Origin of the sequence: Flavobacterium sp. Arc2 (assembly GCF_041431385.1) — a bacterium.
Classification (GTDB): Bacteria; Bacteroidota; Bacteroidia; order Flavobacteriales; family Flavobacteriaceae; genus Flavobacterium.
The window spans coordinates 24,554-40,231 of record NZ_JASMRH010000022.1 but is presented as its reverse complement, the minus strand read 5'-3'; the positions used below and the strand labels follow the sequence as shown (position 1 = coordinate 40,231).

The 15,678-nt window shown below is 33.6% G+C and carries 13 protein-coding genes; 5 read left to right on the top strand and 8 right to left on the bottom strand.

Features of this window, described 5'->3' with window-relative positions; translation table 11 throughout:
* The first annotated feature begins 90 nt into the window (after positions 1 to 90).
* The 5 genes from QO182_RS14825 to QO182_RS14805 all read left to right on the top strand — a co-directional run bounded on the left by QO182_RS14825 (position 91) and on the right by QO182_RS14805 (position 6,761).
* Positions 91 to 1,833 (top strand): APC family permease, encoded by a 1,743-nt coding sequence (locus tag QO182_RS14825; protein WP_371538330.1) that lies wholly within the window; start codon positions 91 to 93, stop codon positions 1,831 to 1,833.
* Between the two features lie 58 nt (positions 1,834 to 1,891).
* Positions 1,892 to 2,701 (top strand): mechanosensitive ion channel family protein, encoded by an 810-nt coding sequence (locus tag QO182_RS14820; protein WP_371538329.1) that lies wholly within the window; start codon positions 1,892 to 1,894, stop codon positions 2,699 to 2,701.
* Positions 2,702 to 2,704: 3 nt separating this feature from the next.
* Positions 2,705 to 3,604, top strand: a complete 900-nt coding sequence (locus QO182_RS14815; RefSeq protein WP_371538328.1) for a mechanosensitive ion channel family protein — start codon at positions 2,705 to 2,707, stop codon at positions 3,602 to 3,604.
* 2 nt (positions 3,605 to 3,606) lie between these two features.
* Complete coding sequence (locus QO182_RS14810; protein WP_371562429.1) at positions 3,607 to 4,836, top strand: cation:proton antiporter; 1,230 nt, start codon at positions 3,607 to 3,609, stop codon at positions 4,834 to 4,836.
* A 191-nt stretch (positions 4,837 to 5,027) separates the two neighbouring features.
* Positions 5,028 to 6,761, top strand: coding sequence for a response regulator (locus tag QO182_RS14805; protein WP_371562426.1), 1,734 nt, complete (start codon positions 5,028 to 5,030; stop codon positions 6,759 to 6,761).
* On the opposite strand, the gene QO182_RS14800 is transcribed toward QO182_RS14805, so the two are convergent.
* The 8 genes from QO182_RS14800 to QO182_RS14765 all read right to left on the bottom strand — a co-directional run bounded on the left by QO182_RS14800 (position 6,745) and on the right by QO182_RS14765 (position 15,515).
* Positions 6,745 to 7,800, bottom strand: a complete 1,056-nt coding sequence (locus QO182_RS14800) for an o-succinylbenzoate synthase (protein ID WP_371562423.1) — start codon at positions 7,798 to 7,800, stop codon at positions 6,745 to 6,747. The two genes, QO182_RS14805 and QO182_RS14800, sit on opposite strands and share 17 nt — an antisense overlap.
* Positions 7,801 to 8,074: 274 nt before the next feature.
* A complete protein-coding gene (locus tag QO182_RS14795; protein ID WP_371562421.1) occupies positions 8,075 to 9,277 on the bottom strand; it encodes a tetratricopeptide repeat protein in 1,203 nt (400 codons plus the stop codon).
* Between the two features lie 128 nt (positions 9,278 to 9,405).
* Complete coding sequence (locus QO182_RS14790) at positions 9,406 to 10,083, bottom strand: metal-dependent hydrolase (RefSeq protein ID WP_371562419.1); 678 nt, start codon at positions 10,081 to 10,083, stop codon at positions 9,406 to 9,408.
* A 14-nt stretch (positions 10,084 to 10,097) separates the two neighbouring features.
* Positions 10,098 to 11,060 carry a 1,4-dihydroxy-2-naphthoate octaprenyltransferase gene (gene menA, locus QO182_RS14785; protein ID WP_371562416.1) on the bottom strand — a complete coding sequence of 321 codons (963 nt, stop codon included), beginning with the start codon at positions 11,058 to 11,060 and terminating at the stop codon, positions 10,098 to 10,100.
* A gap of 58 nt (positions 11,061 to 11,118) precedes the next feature.
* On the bottom strand, positions 11,119 to 12,621 hold the full coding sequence (locus tag QO182_RS14780) for a PH domain-containing protein (protein WP_371562413.1): 1,503 nt from the start codon (positions 12,619 to 12,621) through the stop codon (positions 11,119 to 11,121).
* On the bottom strand, positions 12,621 to 13,136 hold the full coding sequence (locus tag QO182_RS14775; protein ID WP_371562411.1) for a PH domain-containing protein: 516 nt from the start codon (positions 13,134 to 13,136) through the stop codon (positions 12,621 to 12,623). Before QO182_RS14775 ends, QO182_RS14780 begins: the two co-directional genes overlap by 1 nt.
* Before the next feature lie 80 nt (positions 13,137 to 13,216).
* Positions 13,217 to 14,047, bottom strand: a complete 831-nt coding sequence (locus QO182_RS14770; protein ID WP_074724270.1) for a 1,4-dihydroxy-2-naphthoyl-CoA synthase — start codon at positions 14,045 to 14,047, stop codon at positions 13,217 to 13,219.
* A 613-nt stretch (positions 14,048 to 14,660) separates the two neighbouring features.
* Complete coding sequence (locus tag QO182_RS14765) at positions 14,661 to 15,515, bottom strand: S1 RNA-binding domain-containing protein (RefSeq protein WP_371538317.1); 855 nt, start codon at positions 15,513 to 15,515, stop codon at positions 14,661 to 14,663.
* Between the last annotated feature and the right edge of the window lie 163 nt (positions 15,516 to 15,678).

The window sequence follows — 15,678 nt, the reverse complement described above, 5'->3', positions numbered from 1 at the left end:
TATAGGAGAAGGAAATAGCTTTGTTATTTGGCATTTTATCACAAATGCTTATATTGCGGAGCAAATTGAAATAAATCCAAATAATATACAATGAAAAAGGTATTACATCCAAAATTAAATGAGTTACAAGCAACGGCTATTTGCGGAAATGACATTAGCTCTTCTTGCTTATATGTTTCGGCTCTTACCATCATGTATGCTGGTCAGTATGCATGGATTTCATTATTATTTGTAGCTGTTGTTTTATTTTTATTCAGAAAAATATATGGTGAAGTAGTTGGAGCTTTACCTTTAAATGGGGGAGCGTACAACGTACTTTTAAATACGTCTTCAAAAAGACTTGCTTCTGTAGCAGCCACCCTGACTGTTTTGTCTTATATGGCAACGGCCGTAATTTCTGCCTCAGAAGGAATGCATTACCTACATAATATAGCTCCTGGAATTAACATTACAATAGCAACGGTCATTATACTGTTAATTTTCACAGGACTAGCAATAATTGGTATAGGAGAATCCGCTATTGTCGCAGTTGTGATTTTTATCACGCACTTAACCACTTTAAGCTTGTTAGTTTTAGCTTCCGTTTGGTTCATTTTCATGAACGGATTAGAAGTTTTTGATTTGAACTGGAGCCTACCAATTACTTCCGGAACCATTGTTAACGCTTTATTTTTAGGGTTTTCTGCAGCGATGTTAGGAATTTCTGGTTTTGAAAGTTCTGCCAACTTTGTTGAAGAACAAGAACAAGGCGTATTTCCTAAAACCCTTCGTAACATGTGGGCAATAGTTAGTTTTTTTAACCCAGTAATTGCTTTATTACTTATCTGCATCATTCCATTAGCACAGGTTGGAGAACACCAAGAGTCACTTTTAGCCCATTTAGGTGCTACAACTGGAGGTTCATGGTTAGCATATTTAATTTCGATTGATGCGGTTTTAGTATTATGTGGTGCTGTGTTGACTTCATTTGTAGGAGTCTCTGGATTGTTAAACCGTATGACATTAGACCGTATTTTGCCAAATTACTTTTTAAAGCAAAATAATAGAGGATCTAATTACCGCATTATCATTAGCTTTTTAATCCTTTGTATTTCTGTACTATTAGTTACTAAAGGTGATATCGTAGCACTTGCGGGTGTATATACTTTTTCATTTTTGGCAGTGATGGGATTGTTTGGAGTTGGAAATCTATTATTGAAATTCAAAAGAAAAAAATTACCAAGACCAGAAAAAGCTCGTGGTATTTCGGTTGTAATTGCTGTTGCATTAATCATTACCGCCTTTGTGGGAAATATAAAATTAAATATCACGTCGTTTTATACCTTTTTACAATATTTAGTTCCAGCCTTTGGTTTTGTAGCCATTATGCTTAACCGTACGTTGTTAATTAGACTTTTAATCGATGCTTTAGAATATTTTTACAGACCTTTACGTAAAATGGTCATCTTTACTAATCGTTATTTGTTAAAAATGAACCTAAAAATTGAATCACAAGAATTTGTGTTTTTCACTAAAGGGGATGATGTTGCAATTATTAATAAAGTTATGCAATATGTTCAAAATAATGAATCTACAAAGAAATTAAAAATCGTAAACATAAATAAAGACCACTATAATAATGACTTATTGATTTCTGATTTGAAAGTATTAGATAGAGCATATCCTGAAATTGATATTGAATTCATTGAGCTAGAAGGTGTTTTTGGACCGGATATTATTGATGAACTTTCACAAAAATGGAATATACCAAAAAATTTCATGTTTATTGGTTCGCCAGGAGATCGTTTCTCCTATAGAGTTGCTGAATTAGGTGGTGTTCGATTAATTATGTAACTTTAGTTGTAGTTGCCATAAATAACTAGGATCAAAAGACTATATAAAAATAAAATACATGAAGAAAATAATCGACTATACTCTTTTTCAAGATGGTGGTTTTAGCATTAAGGTTATTAGTCTAATAAAGCTGATTGTTTTTATAATCCTAGTCCTACTCGTTTTAAAGCTTATTAGAAAGGCGATTTATAAAGTCGATAAAATTGATGTAGCCAAAAAGTATTCTATATATAGACTAGTTCGATATTTAATTATTCTAGTATCGATTATTGCTGGATTACAATTATTTGGTTTTAATTTATCAGTACTTGTAGCGGGATCAGCAGCTCTTTTAGTAGGGATCGGTTTAGGGCTTCAGAATCTTTTTAGTGATTTTATTTCTGGAATTTTACTGCTGCTTGATTCCTCTGTAAAAGTAAATGATGTTATCGAATTAAACGGAATGGTGTGTACTGTACAAGAAATTAATTTACGTACTACGACAGTTCTAACTAGAGATGACAAATATATCATTTTACCTAATTCTGATTTAACAAAAAATCAATTAATCAACTGGACACATAATAATCATGCCTCTCGCTTTGAAGTAACCGTAGGAGTAGATTATTCTTCGGATGTTACACAGGTAATGAAGATACTAAAAGAAGCTGTAGATAATCAAGGTAGCGTTTTGAAAGAACCTAGTCCATTTATTCGTTTTACAGATTTTGGTGATTCATCATTAAACTTTTCAATAATTTTCTGGTCTGAAGAATTATTTCGCGTTGAAAACATCAAAAGCGAAATGAGAATAAAGATCTTCGAATTGTTTAAAAATAATAACATTACTATTCCTTTCCCTCAGCGCGTTGTTCACATTAACAAATAACAAATGGAAGAGCAAATTCAAGAATACCTTTACAACCCTACAGTTGGTAAAATTGTAAGCTTTTTTATAGGCATCGCAGTAATTTGGATGCTAATAAATGCTATTCAAAAAAACCTTTTTTCGAAGATTAAAGACAATAACAATCGCTACAAAGCGAAAAAATTCAGCAGTTTCATTGGTTATTTTTTAACCATAATTCTTTTAACAGTCATATTCAGTGATAAACTCGGCAATTTAACTGTTGCTTTAGGAGTTGCAGGTGCGGGTATCGCTTTTGCTCTCCAAGAAGTAATTGCTTCATTTGCAGGTTGGTTAGCTATCATGTTTGGAGGGTTTTACAACACTGGGGATCGCGTTCAGCTTGGTGGAATCAAAGGCGACGTAATGGATATTGGTGTTTTAAGAACTACCATAATGGAAACAGGGCAATGGGTTGATGGCGATCTCTATAATGGTCGAATTGTATTAATAGCTAACAGCTATGTTTTTAAGGAACCGGTATTTAACTATTCAGGTGATTTCCCTTTTTTATGGGATGAAATAAAAATCCCTATTCAGTATGGAAGTGATTATGAAAAAGCAAAGCAAATAATTCTAAAAGCGGGAGTTGAAGTAGCTGGAGACTTAACTGTTAGATCCAAAGAAAAATGGACTTCCTTACAAAACAAATACCGTTTAGAAGATGCACAGACTGAACCAATGATCTCCTTAATTGCCAATGATAATTGGGCCGAATACACCCTCCGTTACGTTGTGGGATATAAAAGAAGAAGAGCTACAAAATCAGAATTGTTTACAAAAATCTTAACTGAAATTGAAAAAACAAATGGAGCCGTAAAAATGGCTTCTGCAACATTCCAATTAGTACAAGCACCAGATTTTAACGTTAACATCAAAAAATAAAAATGAATCTATTTCATCTTTTTTCAATACTTATTGTTCTGTCAGCAGGCTTCGCTTATATCAATTTTAGAATCCTAAAATTACCAAATGCAATAGGACTGATGCTGGTCTCTTTAATTTTTTCATTCATAATACTAATTCTTGGCTACTACTTCCCCTCGTTTAAAGAGAGTATAGCACTAAAAATGGACAATATTAATTTTAGCGAACTATTGTTAGAAGGAATGCTAAGCTTTATGTTATTTGCAGGAGCGATTCATATCAAATTTAAAGACTTGAATAATGAAAAACTGAGTATTTTACTTTTTTCAACTATTAGTGTATTAATTAGTACTTTCATAATCGGATTTGCGAGCTACTATTTATTGACTTTTATGGGCGTTAATGTACAGTTAATTCATGCCATGTTATTTGGCGCACTGATTTCCCCTACTGATCCGATTGCCGTCTTGAGTATCTTAAAAAGTGCTGGTGTGAGTAAATCATTAGAGACTAAAATAGCCGGTGAATCATTATTCAATGACGGAGTAGCTGTTGTTGTTTTCATAACCATTTTAAAATTAGCACAACCAGGAGCTAATTTAGAAATAAGCAGTATCTTATTATTATTTGGGCAAGAAGCTATCGGCGGTTTACTACTAGGACTTGGAATTGGTTATATAGGATACAAATTGATAGCCAGTATTGACAATTATCAGGTAGAAGTATTAATTACCTTAGCCATTGTAATGGGAGGCTATACGCTAGCTCATTATATACATGTTTCTGGACCACTTGCTATGGTTGCTGCAGGATTGATTACCGGAAATCAAGGTAAAAAATTAGGAATGTCAGACGTAACAGCTGAATATATCGATAAATTCTGGGAGCTTATTGATGAGATTTTAAATGCTGTATTGTTTGTTCTGATAGGTTTAGAATTATTAATCATACAAACTAATGAAAAAATACTTTTTGCAGCGGTAATTCTATTATTAATAACTTTGATTACAAGGTACATTTCAATTTACATCCCTTCTATCGCCGTTCGTTTAAAGGAAAGGATCACTCAAAAAACCATTCTTATATTAACTTGGGGTGGATTAAGAGGTGGAATTTCTATCGCACTTGCCTTATCTATCGCTCCTGAGTTTAATAAGGATATTTGGGTTACCATCACGTATGTAATTGTTTGCTTCTCCATTTTAGTACAAGGAATGACAATAGGTAAATTCGCAAAAAAAATGCAGTAAATTATACTTTATTCTATAACTACCCTATTATTATTGAAAACAAATCACAAAAAAAACAAAAACTTTAAATTTATCAATTTTTATTTATTAGATTTACTCTCCTCCTAATCTACTATATATTAAATACTTCTATATTTTTAAAATTGATACGGAATATATTTATATGTATTCCTAATTTGAATTTATTAGTGATGAATCATAAGAATTTAAATACCACTAAAATCGCCACCGATTTTCACAAACTTCAACAAGATTATAATTCATTAAAAGAAAAGTTTGATACATTAACAGACAAGAATCAAAATAACGAAAATCAAATTGATCACATAAACGAAAAACTGACAATATCTTTAGAAAACATGTCAGATGCTTTTGTTGCCATCGACAAGGATTGGAAGTACACTTTTGTAAACCAGAAAGCAGGCGTGATGATTGGAAAGAAACCAGAAAACCTCATTGGTGAAAATGCGTGGGTTATATTCCCCGATTCTACTCAAACACCATACTATAAAGTGTATTACAAAGCGATGAAAACCAAAAGAGAGGTTTTTTTTGAAGATTATTATGTTCCATGGAACCGCTGGTTTGAAAATCGTATAATACCTAGTAAAGAAGGGATCGTTATTTTTTTTAAGGATATCACAGAAAGCAAATTAGCTGAAAAGAAATCTCAAAATTTGAATACAAAACTAGAGGTCAGAAATAGAGAACTCTACGACAGTATTATCCAAATTCAAAAAATTAATAGGGAATTAATATATGCAAAAGAGAAAGCAGAAGAGGGAGACCGTTTAAAATCTTCTTTCCTCGCGAACATGAGTCATGAAATTCGCACTCCAATGAATGGTATTTTAGGCTTTACAGCGCTTTTAAAGGAGCCAAAACTAACTGGGCGAGAACAACGCGAATATATCCGTGTTATTGAAAAGAGCGGTGAAAGAATGCTTAATATCATAAATGATATCGTTAGTGTTTCTAAGATAGAATCAGGACAAATGAACCTATCCTACAAAGAAACCTCAGTGAAAGATCAAATTTATTCTATTTATGCAGTTTTTAAAGCTAAAGCCAAGCAAAAAAATATCCTCCTTACAATAAACAATACTTTAGGTACAGCCGATAATTTAATACACACAGATGAAGAAAAAGTCTACACTGTATTATCACATTTACTTAGCAATGCCTTAAAATTTACCGACCATGGAATAATAGAAGTAGGATGTTTTAAAGAGAATAATTCTATTGTTTTTTATGTAAAGGATTCAGGCATAGGAATCGATTCTACTAAAACAGAAATCATTTTTGAACGTTTTAGACAGCTGGATGATTCTTTAAACAGAAATTATGATGGTGCTGGATTGGGTTTATATATTTCTAAATCGTACGCTGACCTTTTAGGTGGTTCCATCTGGGCAGAAAACAATGCAGATAATGGTGCGGTCTTTTATTTCAAAATACCAATTATTGAGCCCTACGAAACTTACAAAGAAGTTCAAAATTCCTTATTAACCATTCCTTATGAACCACAAAAATTAAAAATTCTTGTAGCGGAAGATGATAGTATCTCTTTAAAGTTTATTTCTAAAATTTTAAAAATATTTGGAGAAAACTTATTAATAGCTAGAAATGGATTTGAAGCGGTTAATTTATGTAAAAACAATCCTGATATCGATATTATTCTAATGGACATTCAAATGCCAGTGATGAATGGATATGAAGCTATTAAAAAAATAAGGGAGTTTAATGAAGAGGTAATTATAATTACGCAAAGTGCGTTTGTATTTACTGACGAAGCTGAAAAAGCGATTAAAGTTGGAGGCAACGGATACATTTCAAAACCTATTGATAAAAATCAATTAATTGATCATATCAATAAACAAATAACTACTTCTAGAAGTAAATCACAAACTAAAAATCTCTCATAATCTCCTTTAAACTGAATTCCCATTCCTTAGCTTTTTCATACCAAAGCTGCCCTTTAGAAACAGTTAGAGGGCACTCAAAATTATTGGTATAAAGAGCACCTGTCCCAAGGCCTTGCGGCATCAAATTATCTTGTAAAAAAGTCCATTGAGCAATGGCATTTAAACCAATATTACTTTCTAAAGCAGAGGTAATCCACCATCCAATATGGTGTTTTTCAGCCAATGAAATCCATTCTTGTGTTCCTCTAAAACCTCCTATAAAACTAGGTTTTAAAATGATGTATTGCGGTTTGATTTTTTGCAATAATTGTTCCTTTTCTTCAAATAAAAACACACCAATCAATTCTTCATCTAAAGCAATAGGCATGGGAGTGATTTTACACAGCTCTGCCATCCTGTCAGTATTGTTTTTTTGTATCGGTTGCTCTATACTATGCAACTTAAATTCAGATAATTGTGTTATCTTATCTAAAGCTTCATTTGAACCAAAAGCACCGTTAGCATCGACTCTGATTTCAACCTGCTCCGGAGTAAAATGTTGCCTGATATAACGTAATAAATCCAGTTCTACACCAAAATCTATTGCACCAATTTTAAGTTTCACACAAGCAAATCCTTGTGCCAACTTCTCTTCTATTTGTTGCTTCATAAACGAGGCTTCACCCATCCAAACGAGACCATTGATTTGAATTGATTTTGTACCATTTGTAAACTCCGACGGAAACAATAAAAAAGGGGTTTCACTATACAGAGATTGAAACGCTATTTCGACTCCAAATTGTATAGAAGGAAACTCTACTAATACTTCCCAAAGTTGGTCTTTTCCAAGATGAATATTAGCGCAAGTCCACTGCAATTTTTCTTCATAGTCTGGCCGATCATCGATACTTAATCCTCTCAAAATTCCGCACTCGCCTATTCCTGTTTTTCCGTCTTTTTCAAGTACTAAAAACCAGGTTTCTTTTTCGGTCATAACGCCTCGAGAAGTTCCAGAAGGGCGTTTAAAATCCAACATGTATTTATGATAGGTTGCTTTCATATTTTGCTTTAACTGCAATTACCCTTGCCATTTTAGTAAGGTTAACTACGTTTTTGAACGCTTCTCAACTGCGTTCTAATTGATAAATTAAATTATTGCTTTCGTTTTATTAAGTAAGATAGCCCAATTAATAAAACTCCGAAAAGACAGAATATAAGATATAAATAATGCGGCGTTTCCTCATAAATGTACATTTGGAGATTTAAAATCACCCCTACAAAAAGAAAAATCAAACCTACTAATCGCATATAACCAATTGCTTTTTTCATATTTTCTAATGTGCTAACAATTTTAAAACCCTATCAAAATCATCACTTTGAATACCTGCTTTTTTAAATACTGCAAAATCTTGTTTTATTTTTTGAGTCCAACTTACGCTGTCGTTGACATTTTGAGATTGGTATTCCTTGTAGATGGATTTTGCATTTCTAAATTCATCATTCAGTAAATAAGCATGCGCTAAGTTGAGCTTTACTAACAACTCTGTATCATCTAGCTTCTCTCCTTCTTTTAGAAATTTGATTGCCTTCCCATATTGTTTAGTAACAATATAGCCAAACCCAATATTGCAGTAATCTACCGCAGTCGACTTTCCTTCATTGATAATCCTTGCATACGCCTCTATTGAACGCCCATATTCGCCTTTCTTAGCAAAATTTAATGTCTGATTACGCAAATCACTATAGACCCCATTAGAAACGCTTGTTTCGTTAATACAACTTTCGCCATTATCCTTGTATACTTTTGCTTGTTCTATAGCTAGAAGGCTCTGAAATTCCTGAAACTTATACTTTTTTTGAATTTTCTCTTCAATACAAATACAAAAATCATCAGAGTTTGCCAGTTTTCGAGCTAATGCAGACGTTTTGCATTGATTGATAATGAATTTTCTATTTTCTAAAGTCCAACCTCTGCTTAATTTAGCATCTACCCAAGGCACTACCTCAAGAATGATTTTTTGTTTCATAATCCAATTTGAACTTTCGAAACCAAACCACAGATTCCCAGTCGTGTTTTTCAAACAAGAAGACTTATCAATCGACAATCGTTTTGCGTCTTTGCTTAATGGCGTCTCTTGCGCTAAGCACCCTTGATCCATTTTACCGCTCTTTTGATACGCTAATGCCAGTTCATTAGAAGAGAAAATTGCATACTTACTTTTGTCCTCACCTGAAATACGAGAAAGCAAGAAAACTGCACCCGCAGAGCCTTGACTGATTCCCGTAGGGTCCGGAATTGCTTTTAAAAGAGAAACTAAACTACCCGCCATTTTTTGATTATCATCTAAAAGGGTAATTCTGTAAATTAACTCGGTCGTTCCTATGGGAAAATCGTCTGTTTTAATGACAATTCTATCACGTGCAGAAACAATGATTTCCTTTGTTGTCGCTCTGTCTTTATCCCAATAACCGTCTTGTTGAGCAAATCCCGACTGATAAAAAATGCTAATCAATAGCAGAAAAACTATTCTATTCACTGGTGTGTTTTGTGTTAACTATACGAAACTAGCCCAGATGGAAGTGGAAATCCTTATGTGCTGGTCCCGACACTTCGGGACGGCACATAAGATTGTAGCAAACAGCTGGAAATAGCTCCTAAATTATTTTATAATTCGATACTCTCCCCTATTTTTAGCAACATCAAATCTTTTCCTTTATCGAAAAACTGCTGAATAGCCGCTTTATGATCAATTTCGATATAACCAAAGGTGTCATAGTGATACCCCAGAACTTTATCACACTGCACAAAGTCTGAAGCCAAAATAGCATCCTCAACATCCATAGTGAAGTTGTCGCCTATAGGAAGAATTGCTAAATCAAGTTTGGTACGCATTGGAATCAACTTCATATCCATTGTCAGGGCTGTATCTCCCGCGATGTAAATGTTTTTGTGTTCGCCCTCGATAACAAATCCTCCTGGATTACCACCGCTTGCCCCGTCAGGAAACGAACTAGAATGAATAGCATTTACGTATTTCACTTTCCCGAAATCAAAAACCCAGCTTCCGCCGTGATTCATAGGATGCGCCTGAAACCCTTTGGCGGCATAATGACCCGCAATCTCAGCGTTTGAAACGATGACTGCATTCGTACGCTTTGCAATTGCTTCCACATCCAAAATGTGATCGCCGTGCGCATGCGTCAGTAAAATATAATCTGCTTTTATTGTAGTAATATCAATATCTCCTGCCAATGGATTAGCCGAAATAAATGGATCTACTAAAATGTGTTTTCCGCCTACCTCGATTCCAAGAGAGGCGTGTCCGTAAAATGTAATTTTCATAATTTATAGTTTATTTATCGTCCTCCTAAAAGGGTATTTACAATGATATCTGAAAAGAAATAAATCATACATAGAGCCAATAGTACTGAAAGCGCAAATGTACTTAACGCTAATTTTTTTAATTCTGGATCTAATGCCTTAGGCTCTTTATTTTTATAAACATTACTCAAATGTTTAGTTAAAGGTATGTAAGCTAATAAAAATATGTACTGGTCAAACTTAAAATTATTAATAAGAGCAAAAACAACCACCAAAGCCATAGCAAAAGTTACTAAAAAGTAATGATATAACTTTGCTTTTTTACCACCCATTTTAACAACTAAAGTATTTTTGCCTACTTTTCTATCTGACGCTTCATCGCGCATATTATTCAAATTTAAAACACCAACACTCAAAAATCCAATTGCCATTGCTGGCAAAAAGAGTTCGATATCTATTTGTTTTGAATACAAAAAATTTACTCCTAAGGTACTCACTAGTCCAAAAAACACAAATACGAATACATCACCAAGCCCACGATATCCATAAGCTTTTGATCCAATTGTGTATCGGATTGCCGATAAGATCGCTAGTATACCTAATACCAAATAGAACAAGGAATAAAATAGATTTGTATCTGCGAATGCAAAATAAATCAATAGTATTGCTGAAAGCAGCGTAAGCAAGGACGTAATTATAATCGCTACTTTCATTGCTTGTGGCGTAATCACACCACTTTGAATCGCTCTTTTTGGTCCCACACGATCCTCATTATCCGTCCCTTTGATCCCGTCACCATAATCATTGGCAAAATTTGATAAAATCTGCAATCCAAGCGTAGTTAAAATGGCAAAACCAAAAATCCTCCAGTTAAACACTTCTGTTGGTGTAAGTATATTATCCGTTGGGTTTGCCAAGGCATACATACTTCCCACAATTATACCAGAAACAGATAATGGTAATGTTCTTATTCTTGCTGCTTCAATCCAATGTCTCATTTTATTTTACTTTACTATATTTTTATAATTCATTCTCTATTCTAAGCACAATGTTTGCTTACATCCAATTCTCATTTGACGTTTCCACCTTGTACAACCATAGGTTAACATAGTGTTTTACAGTACTAAAATTCGCCAATTGAAACGTAAGATTCCCTCCTGCTGTATGTATTATTATCGAGCCAATATTTGCCTTCTTGTGCCAAAACAACTGTGAAGTAGTAATCGCCTGAATTTTACTAGGCTCAATTATTTTGTTATCAATATCCCAAGCACCGCTTTGTTTAATTATAAAGTCATCGTTAATATAAAGTCTGTTATTTTGAAATCCAAAATAAACAATCAGCCCTACAAATAACACATACAACACTACAGCGTATGAATAGTCAAAAAATACTGGCTGAACATATTTTGCAAAAGCAAAAAAAGCCGCTACCGGAAGTATCATTGACAAAAACACAGAAAAGACAAGTTTGCGGTAATTTGGTTTTAAAACAATTCCTTTAACGGGAATTTTTTGAAACAACAATTTAAAAACAGCCTCTTTTTCATTTTCATTACAACCCGGAATTTCTATTACAGACTTACGATCCTCTTTATCACTGCTGGTCGCTTGTTTTATCTTTATTTCCAGAATATTCATTTTCTTTTGAAAATAATTTCTGGTAACAGTGACAATTTGTACTTTTTCCGGCTTCACAATAGTATTCTTAGTGCTTAACAAGCCAAAAGAAAGCAATAATGAATTGTTTTGCTTCGCTACCTTGTAATCAAAATACTTAAAGACTACCCGAATTAAATTGATGATCAAAACCAAAGCAAACATCAAGACGAAAAAAAACACAATCGAACTTATCACCGAACGTTGCTCTAAATAAGCATCAAACTGTTCTTCATCAAAATCTGATTCCGCTATAAAGCTTTTACTTTGTTCATATAAAGTTGTAAAAAAAGCCAATATTAAACCCAGCGTTTTCACATAATTAGAAGTAATCCCTACTTTTAACAAACTCAAAAAGCTAATCTTGACAACGGACTCTTTCTCAACACCTTCCTCTTCCACAACCGTTTGCTGATCAGATGAAATATTAATTTTCTTGTTATTATACAATAGTCGAGCCTTTAAAGCCAAAGCTAACTGATGCGAAATTGCTTTAATTTTCCCTTCTTCCTTAGCACTTCCTGCCGTATCCACATTCAACTCATAAACACCGATAAATCGCTGTATTAAAGACTGATTTATATCTACTTGCTGAATTTTATCCAGCTGAATAATCGTTTTAGTTTTATTTAAAATTCCTTCGTTAATAATAAACTCTTCATCTTCATCCTGTAGATAAAAAGTAAAATTCAAGTATTTTAAATACGCTACTACCGCTGTTACTATTAAAAAAACACCTATTCCTAAAAAAATGTAGTACTTATTTAATTCATCGAATTTAACAACATAGACCAGCAAAATGGGCCACAAACCGCGCCCCCATTTTTGTACAGTATCAAAAAAAAGTATAACTATCCCAATAGAGGACTGTCTTTGAGGTTGATTAAGCTGCTCCTCCATTACAATTGCTTTTGTATTTTCCCCATCAACAATTGTTTAATATTTTCTGCTTGTCCTATAGCTATTCCTGGAACTTCTAAATCACTTGAACTACCACCCGCAGTGAAAATTTCAATTTTTGCCAATCCAAAATAACGTGAAACAAACCCTTCATGTAAAGCTACATGTTGTATTCTATTATAAGGAATTACAATTGTATTTGTCGCTATCACACCATGCCTAAAAAGAACATCATGCGTCCTGAAGGCAAATCCTTTTTTCTTAAAGCTAATTCTCGAAAGCAACAAAACAAGAAAAAGGAAAACAAAATAAGCCGCTGAAATTACAACCGCAAAAACCAATAATCCACGGTTAAAAAATAGCAATACTCCTAAGCCAACTCCCATTAGCAAGAAAAAGAAAAATACATTTAGCAAAGTCACTTTCCAATAATCAGCATGTAAAACAGAGAACTGCACTTCCTCAAATTTAGGAAGCGCTGTCGTATCAATTATTTCATTTGTAAAATTCTCCATTTATTTTTTGTTTAAAATTTAATGTATGACAATTTAAAGGTCTTTACTAAGACAACTTCAAACCTTAAACTTTAAACCTTTTATGGCAACCATTTTTTTTCAAAATTAGGCTTACGCTTTTCAAGGAATGCATTTCTACCTTCTTTAGCTTCTTCTGTCATATAGGCTAATCGAGTGGCTTCACCTGCAAAAACCTGTTGTCCCACCATCCCATCATCAGTCAGGTTCATGGCAAATTTCAACATTTTGATAGCCATAGGTGATTTTCCTAATATCTCTTGTGCCCACTCATAAGCAGTATCTTCTAATTCAGCATGCGGAATAACGGCATTTACCATTCCCATATCCATTGCGTCCTGAGCAGAGTAATTACGTCCTAAGAAAAAGATTTCACGTGCTTTTTTCTGACCTACCATTTTTGCAAGGTAAGCAGATCCATAACCACCATCAAAACTGGTCACATCAGCATCCGTTTGCTTGAAGATGGCGTGTTCCTTGCTCGCTAGAGTTAGATCACAAACAACATGTAAACTATGACCACCACCTACTGCCCAACCTGGAACTACAGCAATCACAACCTTCGGCATAAAACGAATTAAACGTTGTACTTCTAATATATTTAAACGATGCTGACCGTCCTCTCCTACATAACCCTGATGACCACGCGCATTTTGATCTCCACCACTACAAAAAGAGTATACTCCATCTTTAGATGAAGGACCTTCAGCAGACAGCAAAACAACCCCTATAGAAGTGTCTTCTTGTGCATCATAAAATGCGTTGTATAACTCAGCTGTTGTTTTGGGACGAAAAGCATTGCGAACATCAGGTCTATTAAACGCTATTCTAGCGACCCCATTGCATTTCTTATAGGTGATATCTTCATATTCTTTGGCAGTGATCCAATCCATTATAATTGATTTAAATTATTCAAGTGTAAAAATAAATCATTTTTTGCATTTTATACTATTCTATTAGGGGAAGCTTTGGAAATCCTTCCTTTATATAACCGTTTTAAAGTGTTAAAATTTAAAAAAAAACAAAATATTAACAGTGGGTAACTATTATAATCACTAATTTTAAACCAAGCTAATCAGCAGAATACAATTAAATTATGCAGATTTAGCGTTAAAATTTAACTGATTTATTAACCTAAAAAAAGAATGATTTGAATTCAATTAAAAATTTTGTCGCTCCTTATTTTGTGGTTTTAAATAATAACAACAGAAAAAGCGAGAAAACGGGAAAGCAATTTACCGAAATTGTGAAAGGACTATAGTAACACCTACGGTTAAAAGAAAGATTATGAAAACCATACCGCTGCAATAACAAAGTTACATCACAGTAGAATTTTGGATTTACTATCTTTATACAATAAAAAGAAACCAAATGGTTTTTATTACAATATAAGTCTAGCATGTAAGTAAATGTTTACCCTAGATTATTTTTTAGCTTTGTACTTCGATTACTCGAAACAAACTAAAAAAGAGAAAGACTAATCATCTCGATTAGTCTTTCTTTTTTTTATTCCTTAACGAGATAAATCCCGTCTTCCTTAATTTCAATTAATTTCTCCCTGTATAATGCTCCAATCGCTTTCTTAAAGGTTTTTTTACTCATTTTCAGAACCGTTTTAATGTCTTCAGGATGAGAGCTATCTGTTAATCGTAAGAAACCACGACTCGCTCTTAGTTCATCCAAAATTATATCTGCATTTGGTTCGATACTTTCATATCCTTGAATCTGTAATGAAACATCGATTTTATTATCAGGACGAATGTTTTTAATGTATCCTCGCATACGATCTCCCGTACGAATTGCATCATCATACACTTCATCTTTATAAAGTAATCCTTTGTGACGCTCGTTGATAATTACATTGATTCCTATCTCTGTAATATGCGAAACGATCAACTCTACTTCTTCTCCTTTTTCAACAGTAAGCTCTTCATTTTTAAGAAATTGATTCGTCTTACTTGAAGCTACTAAACGGTTCGTTTTCTCATCCATATAAAGATAAACCAAGTAGCGCTTTCCTTTTTCCATAGGACGAGCCTGCTCTTTAAACGGAACCAAAATATCTTTTTCCATTCCCCAATCCATAAAAGCACCTATCTGGTTGACATAGTTCACACGCAAAAGTGCAAATTCATTCAATAAAATATAAGGTTCTAATGTGGTTGCAACTGGACGTTCTTCATGATCTAAATAAACAAAAACAATCAACTCCTCACCTATCTCAAATTCGTTAGGCACATATTTATTGGGTAAAAGTATGTCGTGTATCCCTTCAGGATCAGTCTCTGGTGTTCCCAGAAATAAACCAACTTTTGTGTCACGAAGTATTGTAAGCGTATTGTATTTTCCTATTTCAATCATTTTCTTGTATTTTCTAAAGCGCAAAGGTACGAAGTTTGAAAATAGTAACCCTACACCATCTTACAATTCCCATATATTTTCCTTATTAGAAGCAAAAACACCTCAGCCTCACAGAATGTTTAGTCCTGCTATCCACAGTATCTTTTGGGCTAAACCCCAGCCC

Coding starts and splice junctions, on each gene's coding strand:
- QO182_RS14825 (WP_371538330.1), top strand. CDS start 91: ATGAAAAAGGTATTACATCCAAAATTAAATGAGTTACAAGCAACGGCT.
- QO182_RS14820 (WP_371538329.1), top strand. CDS start 1,892: ATGAAGAAAATAATCGACTATACTCTTTTTCAAGATGGTGGTTTTAGC.
- QO182_RS14815 (WP_371538328.1), top strand. CDS start 2,705: ATGGAAGAGCAAATTCAAGAATACCTTTACAACCCTACAGTTGGTAAA.
- QO182_RS14810 (WP_371562429.1), top strand. CDS start 3,607: ATGAATCTATTTCATCTTTTTTCAATACTTATTGTTCTGTCAGCAGGC.
- QO182_RS14805 (WP_371562426.1), top strand. CDS start 5,028: ATGAATCATAAGAATTTAAATACCACTAAAATCGCCACCGATTTTCAC.
- QO182_RS14800 (WP_371562423.1), bottom strand. CDS start 7,800: ATGAAAGCAACCTATCATAAATACATGTTGGATTTTAAACGCCCTTCT.
- QO182_RS14790 (WP_371562419.1), bottom strand. CDS start 10,083: ATGAAAATTACATTTTACGGACACGCCTCTCTTGGAATCGAGGTAGGC.
- menA (WP_371562416.1), bottom strand. CDS start 11,060: ATGAGACATTGGATTGAAGCAGCAAGAATAAGAACATTACCATTATCT.
- QO182_RS14780 (WP_371562413.1), bottom strand. CDS start 12,621: ATGGAGGAGCAGCTTAATCAACCTCAAAGACAGTCCTCTATTGGGATA.
- QO182_RS14775 (WP_371562411.1), bottom strand. CDS start 13,136: ATGGAGAATTTTACAAATGAAATAATTGATACGACAGCGCTTCCTAAA.
- QO182_RS14770 (WP_074724270.1), bottom strand. CDS start 14,047: ATGGATTGGATCACTGCCAAAGAATATGAAGATATCACCTATAAGAAA.
- QO182_RS14765 (WP_371538317.1), bottom strand. CDS start 15,515: ATGATTGAAATAGGAAAATACAATACGCTTACAATACTTCGTGACACA.